This window comes from Acinetobacter sp. yr461 (assembly GCF_900110445.1).
In the GTDB taxonomy this organism is placed as follows: Bacteria; Pseudomonadota; Gammaproteobacteria; order Pseudomonadales; family Moraxellaceae; genus Acinetobacter; species Acinetobacter calcoaceticus.
The window spans coordinates 117,185-131,732 of sequence record NZ_FODU01000003.1 but is presented as its reverse complement, the minus strand read 5'-3'; the positions used below and the strand labels follow the sequence as shown (position 1 = coordinate 131,732).

Annotated in this window: 15 protein-coding genes; 5 read left to right on the top strand and 10 right to left on the bottom strand. The window is 36.5% G+C overall.

The features are described from left to right. Positions 1 to 65 precede the first annotated feature (65 nt). Together BMW38_RS06920 and BMW38_RS06915 are read left to right on the top strand one after the other, a co-directional pair. Positions 66 to 374, top strand: a complete 309-nt coding sequence (locus BMW38_RS06920) for a type II toxin-antitoxin system RelB/DinJ family antitoxin (protein WP_003652408.1) — start codon at positions 66 to 68, stop codon at positions 372 to 374. Positions 375 to 473: 99 nt separating this feature from the next. Then, positions 474 to 917 carry a GNAT family N-acetyltransferase gene (locus BMW38_RS06915; protein ID WP_004643268.1) on the top strand — a complete coding sequence of 148 codons (444 nt, stop codon included), beginning with the start codon at positions 474 to 476 and terminating at the stop codon, positions 915 to 917. Here BMW38_RS06915 and BMW38_RS06910 read toward each other — a convergent pair. Continuing rightward, positions 910 to 1,614, bottom strand: coding sequence for a pseudouridine synthase (locus BMW38_RS06910; RefSeq protein WP_092706816.1), 705 nt, complete (start codon positions 1,612 to 1,614; stop codon positions 910 to 912). The two genes, BMW38_RS06915 and BMW38_RS06910, sit on opposite strands and share 8 nt — an antisense overlap. A 90-nt stretch (positions 1,615 to 1,704) precedes the next feature. Continuing rightward, complete coding sequence (locus tag BMW38_RS06905) at positions 1,705 to 1,923, bottom strand: hypothetical protein (protein WP_017388115.1); 219 nt, start codon at positions 1,921 to 1,923, stop codon at positions 1,705 to 1,707. 254 nt (positions 1,924 to 2,177) lie between these two features. Here BMW38_RS06905 and BMW38_RS06900 point away from each other — a divergent pair, with 254 nt between their 5' ends. Next, positions 2,178 to 2,630: a DUF441 domain-containing protein gene (locus tag BMW38_RS06900; protein WP_003652413.1), complete on the top strand. Its 453-nt coding sequence runs from the start codon at positions 2,178 to 2,180 to the stop codon at positions 2,628 to 2,630. Positions 2,631 to 2,696: 66 nt separating this feature from the next. On the opposite strand, the gene BMW38_RS06895 is transcribed toward BMW38_RS06900, so the two are convergent. The 3 genes from BMW38_RS06895 to BMW38_RS06885 all read right to left on the bottom strand — a co-directional run bounded on the left by BMW38_RS06895 (position 2,697) and on the right by BMW38_RS06885 (position 5,323). Continuing rightward, positions 2,697 to 3,617, bottom strand: coding sequence for a LysR family transcriptional regulator (locus tag BMW38_RS06895; protein WP_003652415.1), 921 nt, complete (start codon positions 3,615 to 3,617; stop codon positions 2,697 to 2,699). Between the two features lie 312 nt (positions 3,618 to 3,929). Continuing rightward, on the bottom strand, positions 3,930 to 4,727 hold the full coding sequence (locus BMW38_RS06890; protein ID WP_213031114.1) for a DUF4198 domain-containing protein: 798 nt from the start codon (positions 4,725 to 4,727) through the stop codon (positions 3,930 to 3,932). A gap of 167 nt (positions 4,728 to 4,894) precedes the next feature. Beyond that, entirely contained in the window at positions 4,895 to 5,323 is a 429-nt protein-coding gene (locus BMW38_RS06885; protein WP_199989838.1) for a hypothetical protein, read from the bottom strand. A 226-nt stretch (positions 5,324 to 5,549) separates the two neighbouring features. On the opposite strand from BMW38_RS06885, the gene BMW38_RS06880 reads away from it, so the two are divergent. Further along, on the top strand, positions 5,550 to 6,749 hold the full coding sequence (locus BMW38_RS06880; protein WP_092706814.1) for an MFS transporter: 1,200 nt from the start codon (positions 5,550 to 5,552) through the stop codon (positions 6,747 to 6,749). Between the two features lie 26 nt (positions 6,750 to 6,775). Here BMW38_RS06880 and BMW38_RS06875 read toward each other — a convergent pair whose 3' ends face one another. Together BMW38_RS06875 and BMW38_RS06870 are read right to left on the bottom strand one after the other, a co-directional pair. Beyond that, complete coding sequence (locus tag BMW38_RS06875; protein ID WP_005039691.1) at positions 6,776 to 7,759, bottom strand: ion transporter; 984 nt, start codon at positions 7,757 to 7,759, stop codon at positions 6,776 to 6,778. A 122-nt stretch (positions 7,760 to 7,881) separates the two neighbouring features. Next, positions 7,882 to 8,316 (bottom strand): hypothetical protein, encoded by a 435-nt coding sequence (locus BMW38_RS06870; protein ID WP_092706812.1) that lies wholly within the window; start codon positions 8,314 to 8,316, stop codon positions 7,882 to 7,884. A 670-nt stretch (positions 8,317 to 8,986) separates the two neighbouring features. Between BMW38_RS06870 and BMW38_RS06865 the strand changes: the two genes are divergently transcribed. Beyond that, positions 8,987 to 10,444, top strand: coding sequence for a DASS family sodium-coupled anion symporter (locus BMW38_RS06865; RefSeq protein WP_092706810.1), 1,458 nt, complete (start codon positions 8,987 to 8,989; stop codon positions 10,442 to 10,444). Between the two features lie 125 nt (positions 10,445 to 10,569). Here the strand turns inward: BMW38_RS06865 and BMW38_RS06860 are convergent, their stop codons facing one another. From BMW38_RS06860 to BMW38_RS06845, 3 genes are all read right to left on the bottom strand, one after another. Next, positions 10,570 to 11,151 (bottom strand): hypothetical protein, encoded by a 582-nt coding sequence (locus BMW38_RS06860; RefSeq protein WP_092706809.1) that lies wholly within the window; start codon positions 11,149 to 11,151, stop codon positions 10,570 to 10,572. Positions 11,152 to 11,264: 113 nt separating this feature from the next. Next, entirely contained in the window at positions 11,265 to 13,904 is a 2,640-nt protein-coding gene (locus tag BMW38_RS06855; RefSeq protein WP_004643279.1) for a bifunctional aconitate hydratase 2/2-methylisocitrate dehydratase, read from the bottom strand. A gap of 251 nt (positions 13,905 to 14,155) precedes the next feature. Further along, the gene (locus BMW38_RS06845) at positions 14,156 to 14,518 is read right to left on the bottom strand and encodes a hypothetical protein (RefSeq protein WP_005046379.1); all 363 of its coding nucleotides are present in this window, start codon (positions 14,516 to 14,518) and stop codon (positions 14,156 to 14,158) included. Positions 14,519 to 14,548: the final 30 nt, after the last annotated feature.

Below are 14,548 nucleotides of genomic sequence, written 5' to 3'. Positions count from 1 at the left end.
GAAATTACATTGCGATGGTTTAAAATAAATTCCTAAAAATTAAAAATCATTTGGTTTTGTTATTCATGCGAAAAACAGAAGTTTATCAGGTTCGACTGGACTCCCAAGAGAAAAAGCAGGCTTTTGCTGTTTTTAAACAATTGGGAATTACCCCTGCCCAAGCGGTACGACTTTTTTTTAAACAAGTCGTATTAACTAAATCTATTCCATTTGCGATCGAAAATCAGAGTATTAATATGGAACAATTATTAAAACTCCGAAAAGCAAAAGCATCTTCATTAAATCAAAACCCATCAACTTTAGCCGAAGATGATGACCATGAAGATTTGTTTGAAGAACTAAATGCACTTCTTGGCGAGAGCGACAAAACTTAACACTGTTGCATTTATAAACAAGTTTTAACGTCAAAAAGTTCTTTTTTTCGTTATGCTCTCTTTGTAAAAAATATAATGATAAGTTACAAGGAGTACCAAATGATCGTTAGACGAGCGACTTTTGAAGATTTAGACCAACTCGCCGTTTTGTTTGATGAATACCGCCAGTTTTATGGGGCTTCTTCTAATTTTAATGAATCACTCTACTTTCTTAAACAACGTTTTGAGAATAGAGAAAGTGTTTTTTTTATTCACATTAAAGATGAAAAAATCACCGGATTCGTTCTACTCTATTTAGGTTTTTCTTCAGTTGCTTGTTCAACATATTATATTTTAGATGATGTATATGTTACGCCAATTTTTCGTCGCCAAGGCTCAGCCAAACAGTTAATCGATACTGCCATTTTATTTGCAAAACAACAAAATGCTCTACGCATTAGCCTAGAAACTCAAAGTAATAACCATGAGTCTCATCGTCTATATGAACAAATGGGCTTCATTCGGGATAGTGAGTTCCAGACATTCCATTGCTTTCTTAAATAATATTTTGTGCTAGCTGCTTTTGCTGCTCTGATAAATAAATCCATTCTCCATCTGCTATTTCAGGTAAAACCAATTGACCTACTTGATGGCGATGTAATGCTTCTACTTTATTTCCTACAGCAGCAATCATTCTTTTGACTTGGTGATAGACACCTTGATGAATGGTCATCGTTAATTGGTGAGTTTCCAACATTGCTACATTGGTTGCAGCAAAAATGCCTTTTTCCTGATGTAAGCTGACACCTTCGCTTAACATTACGATTTGCTCAGGTGTCACTGGATCGAGAGTCGTAACATGATAAACCTTTGGAACATGTTTACGAGGATGGGTTAAAGCTTGAAGATATTTACCATCATCAGTCAATAAAAGTAAGCCTGTTGTATCTTGATCTAAACGCCCAATTGCTTGGACGCCTCGATGAATCATGATTTCAGGTAATAGACTAAAAACGCTTTGATGATGCTGAGGCTGATGTGAACATTCAAAACCTTTTGGTTTTTTTAATGCAATATAAACTTGTTCTCGATATTGGTAAGTTTGTCCAAAAAGCGAAAATTCTAAATTTTCAGGAGAAAATTGCTTTTTAAGATCATCAGCAATTTCTCCATTAACACTTACAGAACCATTTTTTATTAACTGCTGACAATATTTACGTGAACCAAACCCTTGTGATTGTAAAATTTTTTCCAGCAGCATGGAGGTTTCTCTTTAGAACAAAACACTCATTTTAACGCAGTTTCAACTCCCTACTCACTACTCTTTGCATTTTGTTCATTAAACTGCGCTCTATTCTTCAACTACTCGATAAATATTTTCGTTCTGTTCACTTTCGAATAGCAATTCAGTTGTAGGTAAAATAATTTCATTATCAACAATAATATGTTCAATACGTTGGCTTAGCTTTAAAGTTTCATTTTCGTGTTCAACTAAATTTTGCTTTAATTGAGCCTTGGCATCATGAATTTGATCAAACTGATCTTTAATTTTGATATCTACAATTTCCATAGTCATTATCCTATGTTCATGAGTAATGACTATTTTTATAACACAACTTCAAAAGACTATAAGATTTAACTTGTTAATTTATATAACATTGTGTCCAAGCGTAACCGAAAATTAAAACTCTTTATCAATGAGTGATATACAATAAAATTTTATTAAAGATAAACTCCAAGATCTGCTGAATCTTTTAAAGCTTTCACATTCCTACTCTTAAATATTATACAATTCCATTTTATTTACTTGCCCACCCCGCTCCCATGCTTGCCCAATTTGATGTTAATTTAGTTGTCCTTCTAGTTCTACTTATCTGTGGTTTACTAAGTCAAAATGCAGCTGTAACCATTGCAGCAGGTGTGTTAATTGTCGTTAAAATTACGCCTTTAAATCAGTTTTTCCCTTTTATTCAAGCACATGGTCTTAATTTAGGAATTCTTATTTTAACCATTGGCGTACTCACACCCATTGCCAGTGGAAAACTGAGTGGAGAGAGTATTTTAAAGTCCTTTGTTAGTATTAAATCACTGGTTGCCATTGCAATCGGTCTGTTAGTCGCATGGTTAGGTGGCCGCGGTGTAAAACTTATGTCGAGTCAGCCTGATGTTGTTGCAGGTCTATTAATTGGCACAGTTGCTGGCGTCGCCTTGCTCCGTGGTGTACCTGTCGGCCCTCTTATTGCAGCAGGCTTGCTCTCGCTATTTATCGGTAAATAAATTTTTTCGATATTAAAAAAGGCGCCATTGGGCACCTTTTTTTATGCTTAAGCTAAATGAATTGCTCTAGCCAGAATAATACGAAGTCCGTTTTAAAGAAAACTTTTCTAACTGCTTTAAGAACCCTTCAAAATAACTTTTTTCTTTTTCTTCAGTTCGATAGCCCGCATATAACGTCCGTCGTAAGCCTGTAGGTGAAACGCAATCTAAACGGCGACTCGTAACCCATCCCTTTTGTTCATATTCATTCACTACCCAATCAGGCAATGCTGCAATGCCACGTCCACTTGCTACAAGCTGAATGAGCATTTGGGTTAAATCTGTTGTTCGTATTTGTTTAGGCTGAATATTTGCTGGAATGAAAAGTTTCGACATGATATCTAAACGATGCTTATCAACTGGATAAGTAATTAAAACTTCTTCTGCTAACTCTTGAACCGTAATATTTTCAGCACGAACCAATGGATGCGTGTTGGATAGAACCAAACGCGATTCATATTCAAAAATAGGAAAATACTCAATTCCTTTTAATGCAATTGGATCGGCTGTAATAAGCAAATCAAATTCAGCGTTTTGTAAAAGCTCATGTGGATTAGCTTCAAATCCAGAAGCAAAGTCTAAATCAACATCTGGGTATTGATGTCGATATTGATTCAATAACGGCATTAACCAGTCAAAGCAGCTATGGCATTCAGATGAAAAGATAATTCTACCGGTCTGTCCATGCACAATACGGGTAATATCACTATGTGTAATCTGGATTTGCGGTAAAACATCATCGGCTAACTTGAGTAAGCGTTGTCCAACATTAGAAAAACTAACAGGTCGGCTACGTCGATTCACCACCTCTACCCCATACCAATGATCTAATTCTTTTAATTGGTGAGAGATAGCCGAGGGTGTTAAACAAAGATCATTCGCTGCTGAAACTAATGAACCATGTTCACGTAAGGCAACTAAAGTTTTAAGGTGACGAATTTCTAACATGGGCCAAGCCTGAACAATAGATTTATCTATAAATGTCTTAATCTCATCTTTGCTTTTCAACAAATAGAATAACTGTAGATAAATCTTCACTAATGAATACTATTCATCTTATCATAGGATTAATTAATTTGTCTCAACATGAATTGTTTTTCATAATTATTCTATTAGATGAATTTTTTTAATTTAAAGGTGAAGTCACAATCATGTACGTTCGGGCAAAGCTTACAACTACTGCTTAATTGAAATCGAAAAGAATTTTATAAAAACAAAAAATAGACCCGATCTAGGTCTATTTCTTATGAAAAGTAATAATTACTGTGTCAACACATTTAAACTAATAATCGTATAACTTTGATTTTTAGGTTTTACCTTTAAATTCAGTGGAGCTGTTACTTCTACTAAATACTCTCCAGCCTTTGGAAATTTAAGCTCAACCTGACCGTTGCTATCTGCTTTAAACTGCTGCACGTGTTTATCAGTCGCGCCTTTTTCTCTTAAATTAATTTCAGCATTCGCGAGACTCGTTCCTTTCTCACTTATGGTTAATTTAACAGGTTGAACAACTTTAATTGCGTTGGGATGTACAGAGAAACTAACTTTAATCGGTGTGTTTGGAAGCTGAATATCTGAAACTTTTCCTTTAGAAAGATAACTTTGTAATACCCACTCTCTCGTTACTTCCTCTGTTTTAATATTTTTCGCTTTAATGTCAGTTGGAATTAAATATTCACGTTCTGCTTTCGGTGGGGCTTTATCAGCTGGCATATCAAAAAATAGATGCCATGTTTTTTGGTTATATACATATTTTAAAGGATAACTTGCTTGTGTCTGAATGATATAAGTTCCCTCTTCTGGCAAATCGACATCAAAAACCGTGGCCGATTTATGCAAAGCCTCCGCAGTAATCGTCTTAAGCTCATTTTTAGGAGTAATTACAGTAAGTTTGGCATCCTTTAAAGCATACTCACTATTTAATGCTTCTTCGGCATAACCTGCAATTACGGGTACTTGAGTTTGTTCTGTTTTATAAGCTAAAGGCGCTACATAGGGTTCATGAGCAAAGCCTGTGGTACATATAAATGCAAGAGGCACAATTAAAAATTTATTCATTCTTACAAAATCCTGTTGTACACAAAGTTAAAAAATTTCAGACAAAAGATAGGCAGCTACAGTATACATAAATAAAAATCATTATTATTATCATTTAATGTTGAAATTTAAAATTCTCTAATCTCTTATTCAAAAAGAAAGAGACCCACAGGCCTCTTTCATCTACATTATTGCTCTTTTACTTTTGGAAATGCCTGATTAAAATCAATAAGCTTATAACTTTTTACTAAATCATCTGGTCCGTAAGATACTTCATAAGATGTTTCTTTACCGTTAAAATATGCTTCTGTCGGCGTCCCAAATACTTCCCAAAGACCGATTGAAGCAACATCTGCTACACCATGACCAAAAGCTCTGCCGACTTTCACCCACTTTGAATAACCTTGCTGAAAAGTATAGATCTCAACCCGTGTTCCATCACGGTATTCTGAAAGTACAGGTGCTCCAAACTCGGCAATCACATAGTTACGAGAACTACCTGGATTTAGAACATTTACATTTTTTTTACTTGGTTGATTACCCGCCATAAATACTGAGCAACCAGACATAGATAACATAGCCATACCCATAAGGCAGGTAATAAATAATTTTCTCACGACTTAAAATCTCTATTTTTAGATATTTATACAACTTGTTGTAATGCTTAAAGTATTACGCGCCAATCATATATAATTTTCAAAAGTTTTTCGATGAATTATTTCCCATGAAAAAATAAAATTTATTTCCTTTAAATATGTAATCATTTTCTCAATATTTTAGTTTTTTATTATTTTGATCTCTTTTCCCTTATACTTCTCTTTTTGAGTCTCTTCTTAACCTATTATGGCGTCCCCGCAATCTCCTCTATCTACACATCAACACTATTCACTCTTTTTAGCAATTTTCTCACTCGCTGTAGGCGGCTTTTGTATTGGAACCACTGAATTCGTCGCAATGGGACTGATTCAGGAAATTGCAAAGAATTTAAATATTACAGTACCACAAGCTGGCCACTTTATTAGTGCTTATGCATTAGGTGTGGTTATTGGTGCTCCCATCATCGCTATTCTTGGTGCCAAAGTTCCTAGAAAAACGTTATTACTTGGCTTAATGCTTTTTTATGGTATCGCAAATGCCTGTACCGCTTTAGCCCATACACCTGAAACTGTTTTAATCTCACGTTTTATTGCAGGTTTACCGCACGGAGCATATTTTGGAGTCGGTGCATTAGTAGCAGCTGAACTAGCTGGTCCTTCACGAAGAGCATCTGCTGTTGCCCAAATGATGATGGGTCTTACAGTGGCAACTGTGATTGGTGTACCTTTGGCAACTTGGTTAGGGCAAAATTTTGGTTGGAGAGCTGGCTTTGAATTTTCAGCGACTATCGCTTTCTTCACCTTAATTGCTGTTGGCTTCTTTGTACCCAATATTCCAGTCCAAGCAAAAGCAAGCATAAAAACAGAATTAGCTGGCCTTAAAAATATCAACATGTGGTTAACACTAGCGGTAGGTGCAATCGGTTTTGGAGGCATGTTTTCTGTTTACAGCTATGTCTCACCTATTTTGACTGAATATACACAAGTGAATATCCAAATCGTCCCTATCGCTTTGGCTATTTGGGGTATTGGTATGGTTATTGGTGGCTTAGCCGCAGGATGGCTTGCAGATAAAAATCTGAATAAAACGATTGTAGGCGTACTCATTAGCTCAGCGATCGCTTTTGTTGTGGCTAGTTTCTTAATGAGTAATATTTATACTGCTATTGCCTCATTATTTTTGATTGGTCTTACCGTAATGGGATTAGGTGGAGCATTACAGACTCGTCTAATGGATGTCGCTGGCGATGCTCAAACATTAGCAGCATCACTCAACCACTCTGCCTTTAATATGGCCAATGCATTAGGTGCATTTCTAGGTGGATGGGTACTGAGTCATCAAATGGGCTGGATCGCGCCAATATGGGTCGGTTTTGTCTTGAGCCTAGGTGGCCTTATCATTTTACTTATTGCCTTTGCCGTAGAGAAAGCAAGTAAGAAAATTTAATCAAAGAAGAGGCTAACTTATTATTTCTAATCAGTTAGCTTACCGCCACAGTGAGGACAATAACATTTTGTCTCTCTAACCGACTCTTCTTCCTCTAATACTTTTTCACGCATAATTTGAATAATCAGGTTATGCGCTTGTTCTTTTGGCAATCCCACTTTTTGACGGATTCGTTCTATTTCAGCTTCGTCATGTAAAATATCAATCCCTCGTACTTGAAGTAACTCACGAAACTCTTGCTCTAGCCTTTGATTCCGTTGATTGAGTTCATTTGCAAGCCCAGATGCTAAAATACCAGCTGGTAAAGCTGCAATACCAACACCTAAAATGGTAATGAGTGCGCCTAATAACTTTCCTAAACTGGTCACTGGGGTGACATCGCCATAACCTACTGTAGTTAAAGTAACAACGGCCCACCACATAGATTTAGGTATTGAACTAAAAGCTTCTGGCTGAGCCTTATTTTCAACCACATAAATTCCAGAAGCAGTCATAATAATCATAATAATTAAAATAAAGATAACTGCCTGAAAAGAGCCCTTCTCACGCTTAATCACACATAACAATATCTGTAGTGAGATAAAATACCGCGTCAATTTTAATAAACGAAGTAAACGTAATATTCTGAGCATACGAAGATCGATTCGTACGAAGAAATTGAGATAAGCAGGTAAGATTGCCATCAAATCAATAATTGCTTCTCCACTTTTCATCCAGTTCAAGCGGATTTTCCATGCAGATTGTGTCGTATCTCGATCTGCAACACTCCATAGTCTTAATAGATATTCAATACTAAAAATTGCAATTGAAATAACTTCAAAATAGTCAAACCAAACATGATAGCTTGTGTACAAATCATTTACTGTTTCTAACAAAACGGCAGCGACGTTGCCAACAATTAAAACAACTAAAAAATAATTAATACATCTACTTACCGTAGTTTCATAGTCATGATTATGAAGATTATTATAGAAAAACTTACGCAATCCCTTCCAAGCTGAATTTTGCATATTGATCTGACCACTTGATATTAAAGATATATTAAGCTCTCGCCCTCTATTCACCAATATGGTCTTTAATAAATTTTCCTTCACTCACTTGGGCATTTAAAATTTTCTACTTTTTTCTCAGGTCAAGTCATCGCTACACATCGGAATTCATTTTCTTCCCACCACTGCACATCATAGATGCCTGGGTGTGATTTCAAAATAAGATTAATATAGTTTTGCAGCAACATAATGTGATGAGTAATATCAAGCTTTCTAAATAAAAACTTTCTTAAAATAGGTGTATTTGGAGAAATAAAAATTGCGAATCCATTGCTATATTCTTCATAGACACTGATTCCAAGATGCATGGTTATTTCGGGCAAAGGAATTTCAATTTGCCATCCCCAGTTTTCACTATATAGCTCTATATTTAAATGATATCTATTTTTCAAAATACTAAAAATATATTGTGCAATATCTTCAGTTTTTTGAACTAAAACACCTTCTTCATTGGAGTATGTTTTTTGATCATATCTTTGATAATCATCAAATTTAAATTCAACAATTGTCTTTAGCATTCTTAAATTCCCTATATAAAATACCCATATTTTTTTTAATTATTCTTAAGTTCGTTTAATTATTTTAAAACAAAAAACCAGTTAATTTCTAGTACTATATTTAATTTTATATATATCAGATTAAAAAATATCATATTTAATGTTTTTAAATAAACACATGAACCAATTCACACTTTTAACAAAACAATAATTCGAAAAGTCTATTTTTTTACCCAAAATTATATATAAGTTATTTTATTAAATAATTTTTTCACTCGTTATATCTTAATCTAGATATATAATTTATTTTTTGATCTTTAATATTTTCTAAAAATTAGTATTAGAATATATTAATTTAATTAGGTATCTTTATAGCTTTTTCTAAAACTAACAATACTACGTACTATTTATTAGGCTGATATCCATACAGAGAATTTATAATTTTGGAATCAATTTTAGAGCCAAAATTTCAGAAAAACTTAATAATACCAAATAAATCAAAGAAATTCTTAACACAAAAATTTCATCCCTTTTATTAAGATGAAAATTAGTACTTCCCACTCGTTATTTTTAAGTTTTTTGAATTTTTGTATAATTTAATCGATAATAGAACTTTAATACTTATTTCTTTAGCGATTCACTCATAAAGAACTTTATTTTTTTTAAACATATGAAAACAAGGGGAAATTACATGGGATTTAAAGCCCTCCCTACACTTATTTCTTTATTTATTACATTGTTAATCTGGTTTGTGATTCCTGTACCCGCAGGTGTTGATCCTGATGCATGGCATTTATTAGCGATGTTTGTAGGTGTGATTGCGGCAATCATCGGTAAAGCTATGCCAATTGGTGCAATTGCGATTATTGCTATCACCTTAGTCGCTGTGACAGGTGTTACCAATGACAGCCCAAGTGGAGCCATTCAAGATGCCCTTAGTAGTTTTGCAAATCCCTTAATCTGGTTGATTGGTATTTCCATCATGATCTCTAAAGGTTTGCAAAAAACTGGATTGGGTGCACGGTTAGGCTATTTATTTATCGCAGTTTGGGGCAAAAAAACCATTGGTATTGGCTATAGCATGGTGCTTTCCGAACTCATTCTCGCCCCTGTAACACCCAGCAATACGGCACGTGGTGGTGGAATTATTCACCCGATTGTACTGGCAATTTCTACTAGTTATGACTCCGATCCTGCTAAAGGCACTGAAGGTCAGATGGGAAAATACTTATCATTGGTTAACTACCAAGCCAACCCGATTACCTCTGCAATGTTCATTACAGCAACTGCCCCCAATCCATTAGTAGTTGATTTAGTGGCAAAGGCTACTAATAGTGAAATTTCTTTAAGTTGGAGCACTTGGGCACTGGCGATGTTACTACCAGGATTAATTGCTTTAATCATCATGCCTTTGATTATGTATTTGATGTATCCACCCGAAGTCAAAGAAACACCTAATGCAGCTCAGTTTGCTAAAACTAAATTAAAAGAAATGGGACCTGTCAGTAAAAATGAAATCATTATGCTTGGTGTATTCGGTATTTTATTGATGCTATGGGCGGGTATTCCTGCCATGATTTTTGGCTCTGCTTGGGCTGTTGACCCAACTACGACTGCCTTTATTGGTTTAGGATTATTACTACTTACAGGTGTTTTAACTTGGGATGATATTCTGACGCAAAAGAATGCGTGGGATACTATTACTTGGTTTGCAGCACTAGTCATGATGGCGACTTATTTAAATAAACTGGGTTTGATCACGTGGTTCTCGGGTGTTTTAGAAACTAGTATTGGTCATTTAGGTCTAAGCTGGATGCCTGCTTGTTTATTGTTAATGCTGGCTTATTTGTATGCACATTATATGTTTGCTAGCACCACGGCACATATTACCGCAATGTTTGCAGCCTTTTATACGGCGGGACTTGCACTCGGTGCACCGCCAATGTTGTTTGCCTTAATGATGGCAGCGGCTTCAAGTATTATGATGACATTAACCCATTATGCAACTGGCACTTCCCCTGTAGTGTTCGGTTCGGGTTACACCACACTGGGTGAATGGTGGAAAGCAGGCTTTGTCATGAGTGTCGTTAATATCATAATCTTTGTAGTGATTGGCGGACTTTGGTGGAAAATGTTAGGTTATTGGTGATTTTATAAATATGGAGGAACATTCTTATGCTAATAGGAATGTTCCTCTAAATTTAAATGCGAATGTATAAATAATATTACCATCAGTATAGATATCTCTTAATCTTAAAAATCTTTTGCCTAATTTTAATTTAAATAAGAATTCTCTCTATCAATCAAGGCATTCCACTCTTCATGACTATAAAGTTTAAGATTGGTCAATTGGGTACCTACTAGTAAAAAGTGATCATCCCATGTCAGCACCTCTCTACAATCCATTGGCTTTATTTCTGAAAATTTTGGCAAAACATTCATATCAAAAAGCATTATTCCAACTTCAAGCAAGTGCTTCACCTCTTTAGGGTTTTCAGGAATAGAATGAAACATAGGAATACTTTCTATTATTTTGCTGGCAATTTGATGCGGTTCAGAATACAAATCATCCAAATACCATTTCTGATCAGAACTTCTCCATATATATGCTTCAAAACTATTCTGCTTAATTAATAAGGTTTCAGTAATGGCATTCGGGTCTTGATACCAAACAATAAACTCTAGATCCTTTGTTGGAATCATTGAAAACGTTGGTGATTTTAGATAAGGATAATCTTTTAATATTGTGGAGAATAATTGCGGAATTGAGCTTTCTAACTCTTCAATTTTTTGTTTTTTATTCAAAATATTTTCTAATTCAAGAATATTGTATTCTATATTTAAAATGCTTTTCATTATAAAAATAAGGGCTGATTAATCAGCCCTTATTTTAGCTTTTTGCTCAAGCAAATCATAGATTTGCTCTTGCACTAGGGAAAAGCCTATCGGCTTTTCTTGATCCTAGCTCATTAAGTCAATTGAGCAGCAGAGATTTTCTTAGTATCAACTTGATCAGCTTCTTTAGTATATTCGCTCATCTTGTCGAAGTTTAAGTATTTGTAGATCTCAGCAGAAGCGCTGTCGATTTGCGACGCGTACTGTTGATATTCTTCTGGGCTTGGTAATTTACCAAGAACCGCAGCTACAGATGCAAGCTCAGCAGAGGCTAAGTAAACATTTGCACCTTGACCTAAACGGTTCGGGAAGTTACGAGTAGAAGTCGATACACATGTTGTGTTCGGTGCTACACGTGCTTGGTTACCCATACAAAGTGAACAGCCAGGCATCTCTGTACGCGCACCAGCACGACCATAGATGTTATACAAGCCTTCTTCCATCAATTGGTGCTCGTCCATACGTGTTGGTGGAGCCAACCATAAACGAGTAGACAGTGAGCCACTCGGTACTTTGTCAAGTAACTGACCCGCTGCACGGAAGTGACCGATGTTAGTCATACAAGAACCGATGAATACTTCATCAATTTTGTCGCCTTGAACGTCAGAAAGAAGTTTAGCGTCATCTGGATCGTTCGGGCAGCAAAGAATAGGTTCTTTGATGTCAGCAAGATCGATTTCGTAAACTTTTAAATATTCAGCATCAGCATCAGCTTTTAACAAGCTTGGGTTATCTAACCACTTCTGCATGTTTTCAGCACGGCGCGCCATTGTACGAGCATCGCCATAACCTTCTGCGATCATCCACTTCAACATGGTGATGTTAGAACGTAAGTATTCAGCAACTTTCTCTTCAGAAAGTGTGATTGAACAGCCAGCAGCAGAACGTTCAGCAGATGCATCAGAAAGTTCGAATGCTTGCTCAACAGTCAAGTCATTTTCCATTTCTGATAAATCGATCTCAAGGATACGACCAGAGAAGATGTTTTTCTTACCTTTCTTCTCTACAGTTAAGTCACCAGCTTGAATCGCGTAATAAGGAATTGCATGTACAAGGTCACGTAAAGTGATACCAGGTTGCATTTTACCTTTGAACTTAACAAGTACAGACTCAGGCATATCAAGTGGCATAACGCCAGTTGCAGCTGCGAACGCAACAAGACCAGAACCCGCAGGGAATGAAATACCGATTGGGAAACGAGTATGTGAGTCACCACCAGTACCAACTGTATCTGGAAGTAACATACGGTTTAACCAAGAGTGGATAATACCGTCACCTGGACGTAAAGATACACCACCACGATTCATGATGAAGTCAGGTAATGTATGGTGAGTTGTTACGTCAACTGGTTTTGGATATGCAGCAGTGTGACAGAAAGACTGCATCACCAAGTCTGCAGAGAAGCCCAAGCAAGCTAAGTCTTTTAACTCGTCACGAGTCATTGGACCAGTTGTATCTTGAGAACCAACAGTAGTCATCTTAGGTTCACAGTAAGTACCCGGACGGATACCTTGACCTTCAGCTAAACCACATGCACGGCCAACCATCTTCTGAGCTTGCGTGAAGCCTTTACCAGTGTCAGCAGGCTGTACAGGTGTACGGAACAATGTAGAAGGTGCAAGACCTAATTCTTCACGTGCTTTAGTTGTTAAACCACGACCAATGATCAAGTTAATACGACCACCAGCACGTACTTCGTCTAAAAGTACTGGAGTTTTAAGTTCTGCTTCTGAAATTTGTACGCCATCTTTAAAAGCAGTAACTTTTGCAGCAGCGTGGTCAATTTTCAATACAACTTCGTCGCCCATGTTCATGTTAGCAACGTCGATTTCTACAGGTAATGCACCTGCGTCTTCCATTGTATTAAAGAAAATTGGAGCGATTTTAGAACCTAAGCACACACCACCATCTTTTTTGTTTGGAATGTGTGGAAGTTCGTCACCGAAGAACCAAAGTACAGAGTTAGTTGCAGATTTACGTGAAGAACCCGTACCAACAACGTCACCTACGTACGCAACTTGGTTGCCTTTCGCGATGAGTTCTTTGATTTGGTTTAATGGACCAACTTCACCTGGTTTTTCAGGATTGATACCATCACGCTCGTTTTTCAACATTGCATTTGCGTGTAATGGGATATCTGGACGGCTCCAAGCATCTTGTGCTGGAGACAAGTCATCAGTATTTGTTTCACCAGTTACTTTGAATACAGTGATTTTAATTTCTTCTGGAACGTCAGGACGGCTTGTGAACCATTCTGCGTCTGCCCAAGATTGTAAAACAGCTTTAGCATTGGCATTACCCGCTTTTGCTTTATCTGCTACGTCATGGAATGCATCAAATACAAGAAGCGTTTTCTTTAACGCTTCAGCAGCTAGGCTTGCAAGTTCAGCATTGTCAAGAAGCTCAACAAGTGGTGCTACGTTATAACCACCAAGCATGGTGCCAAGTAAGTAAACTGCACGTTCTTTAGAAACGAGTGGTGAAGTTGCTTCGCCTTTTGCAATTGCTGCCAAGAACGCTGCCTTTACGTAAGCTGCTTGGTCAACACCTGCAGGAACACGGTTTTCAAGCAAATCAACCAAGAACGCTTCTTCGCCTGCTGGTGGATTTTTTAATAGTTCAACAAGCTGAGCTGTTTGAGCATCATCAAGTGGCTTCGGTGGGACTCCGAGTGCGGCACGTTCTTCAACGTGTTGGCGGTAAGCTTCTAGCACGGTGTTCATTCCTCTTTTTTTGAAAAATTACTTGCAAATTCCTGCTTTCTTAAAAAGCTTCACAAGTAATATGGACTATAAAAGTTTACTAGAGTTCAAGGTAAAAGTTAATGAAAACGGGGTGTTTCTCCGTGATGCCCATTATTTTGTATCTAAATACCCGTGTGCAAATAATGAGCTAACTAGCCAAATCTGGGCTATTTTTAAGCAAAAAAGCCTCAGATGAGAGAAAATTCAATAACCCTATTCAATTAGAACGATTTATATTTTGGCATTTTGTCATGAGGCGTTGCCAAACATTCATCCATTGCTTGCTTTCTAACTTTTTCTTGGAGTGCTTGAGAATCTTTAGTCAGTTCTTCTTTTGGAATTGCATAAACTTTTTCAATAACATTAAGAATAAATTTTTTCGTAATGTCATCTTCAATCTTATTTGCATGCTCAACTGCTTGAGTTTTTTCAATTGCTTGCTGACGATCAAAAACAATACTTCTCGCTGCATTTCCTACGCTAGTACAAAAGCCATGCCACTGCTCTTCAGGTGTTAAAGGCTTCTTTTCTGAACAACCGACAAAGAACAAACTCATTGCAATCAATAAAATCTTTTTCATCATTTCACTACACTAATTATTGCTGTTGATATC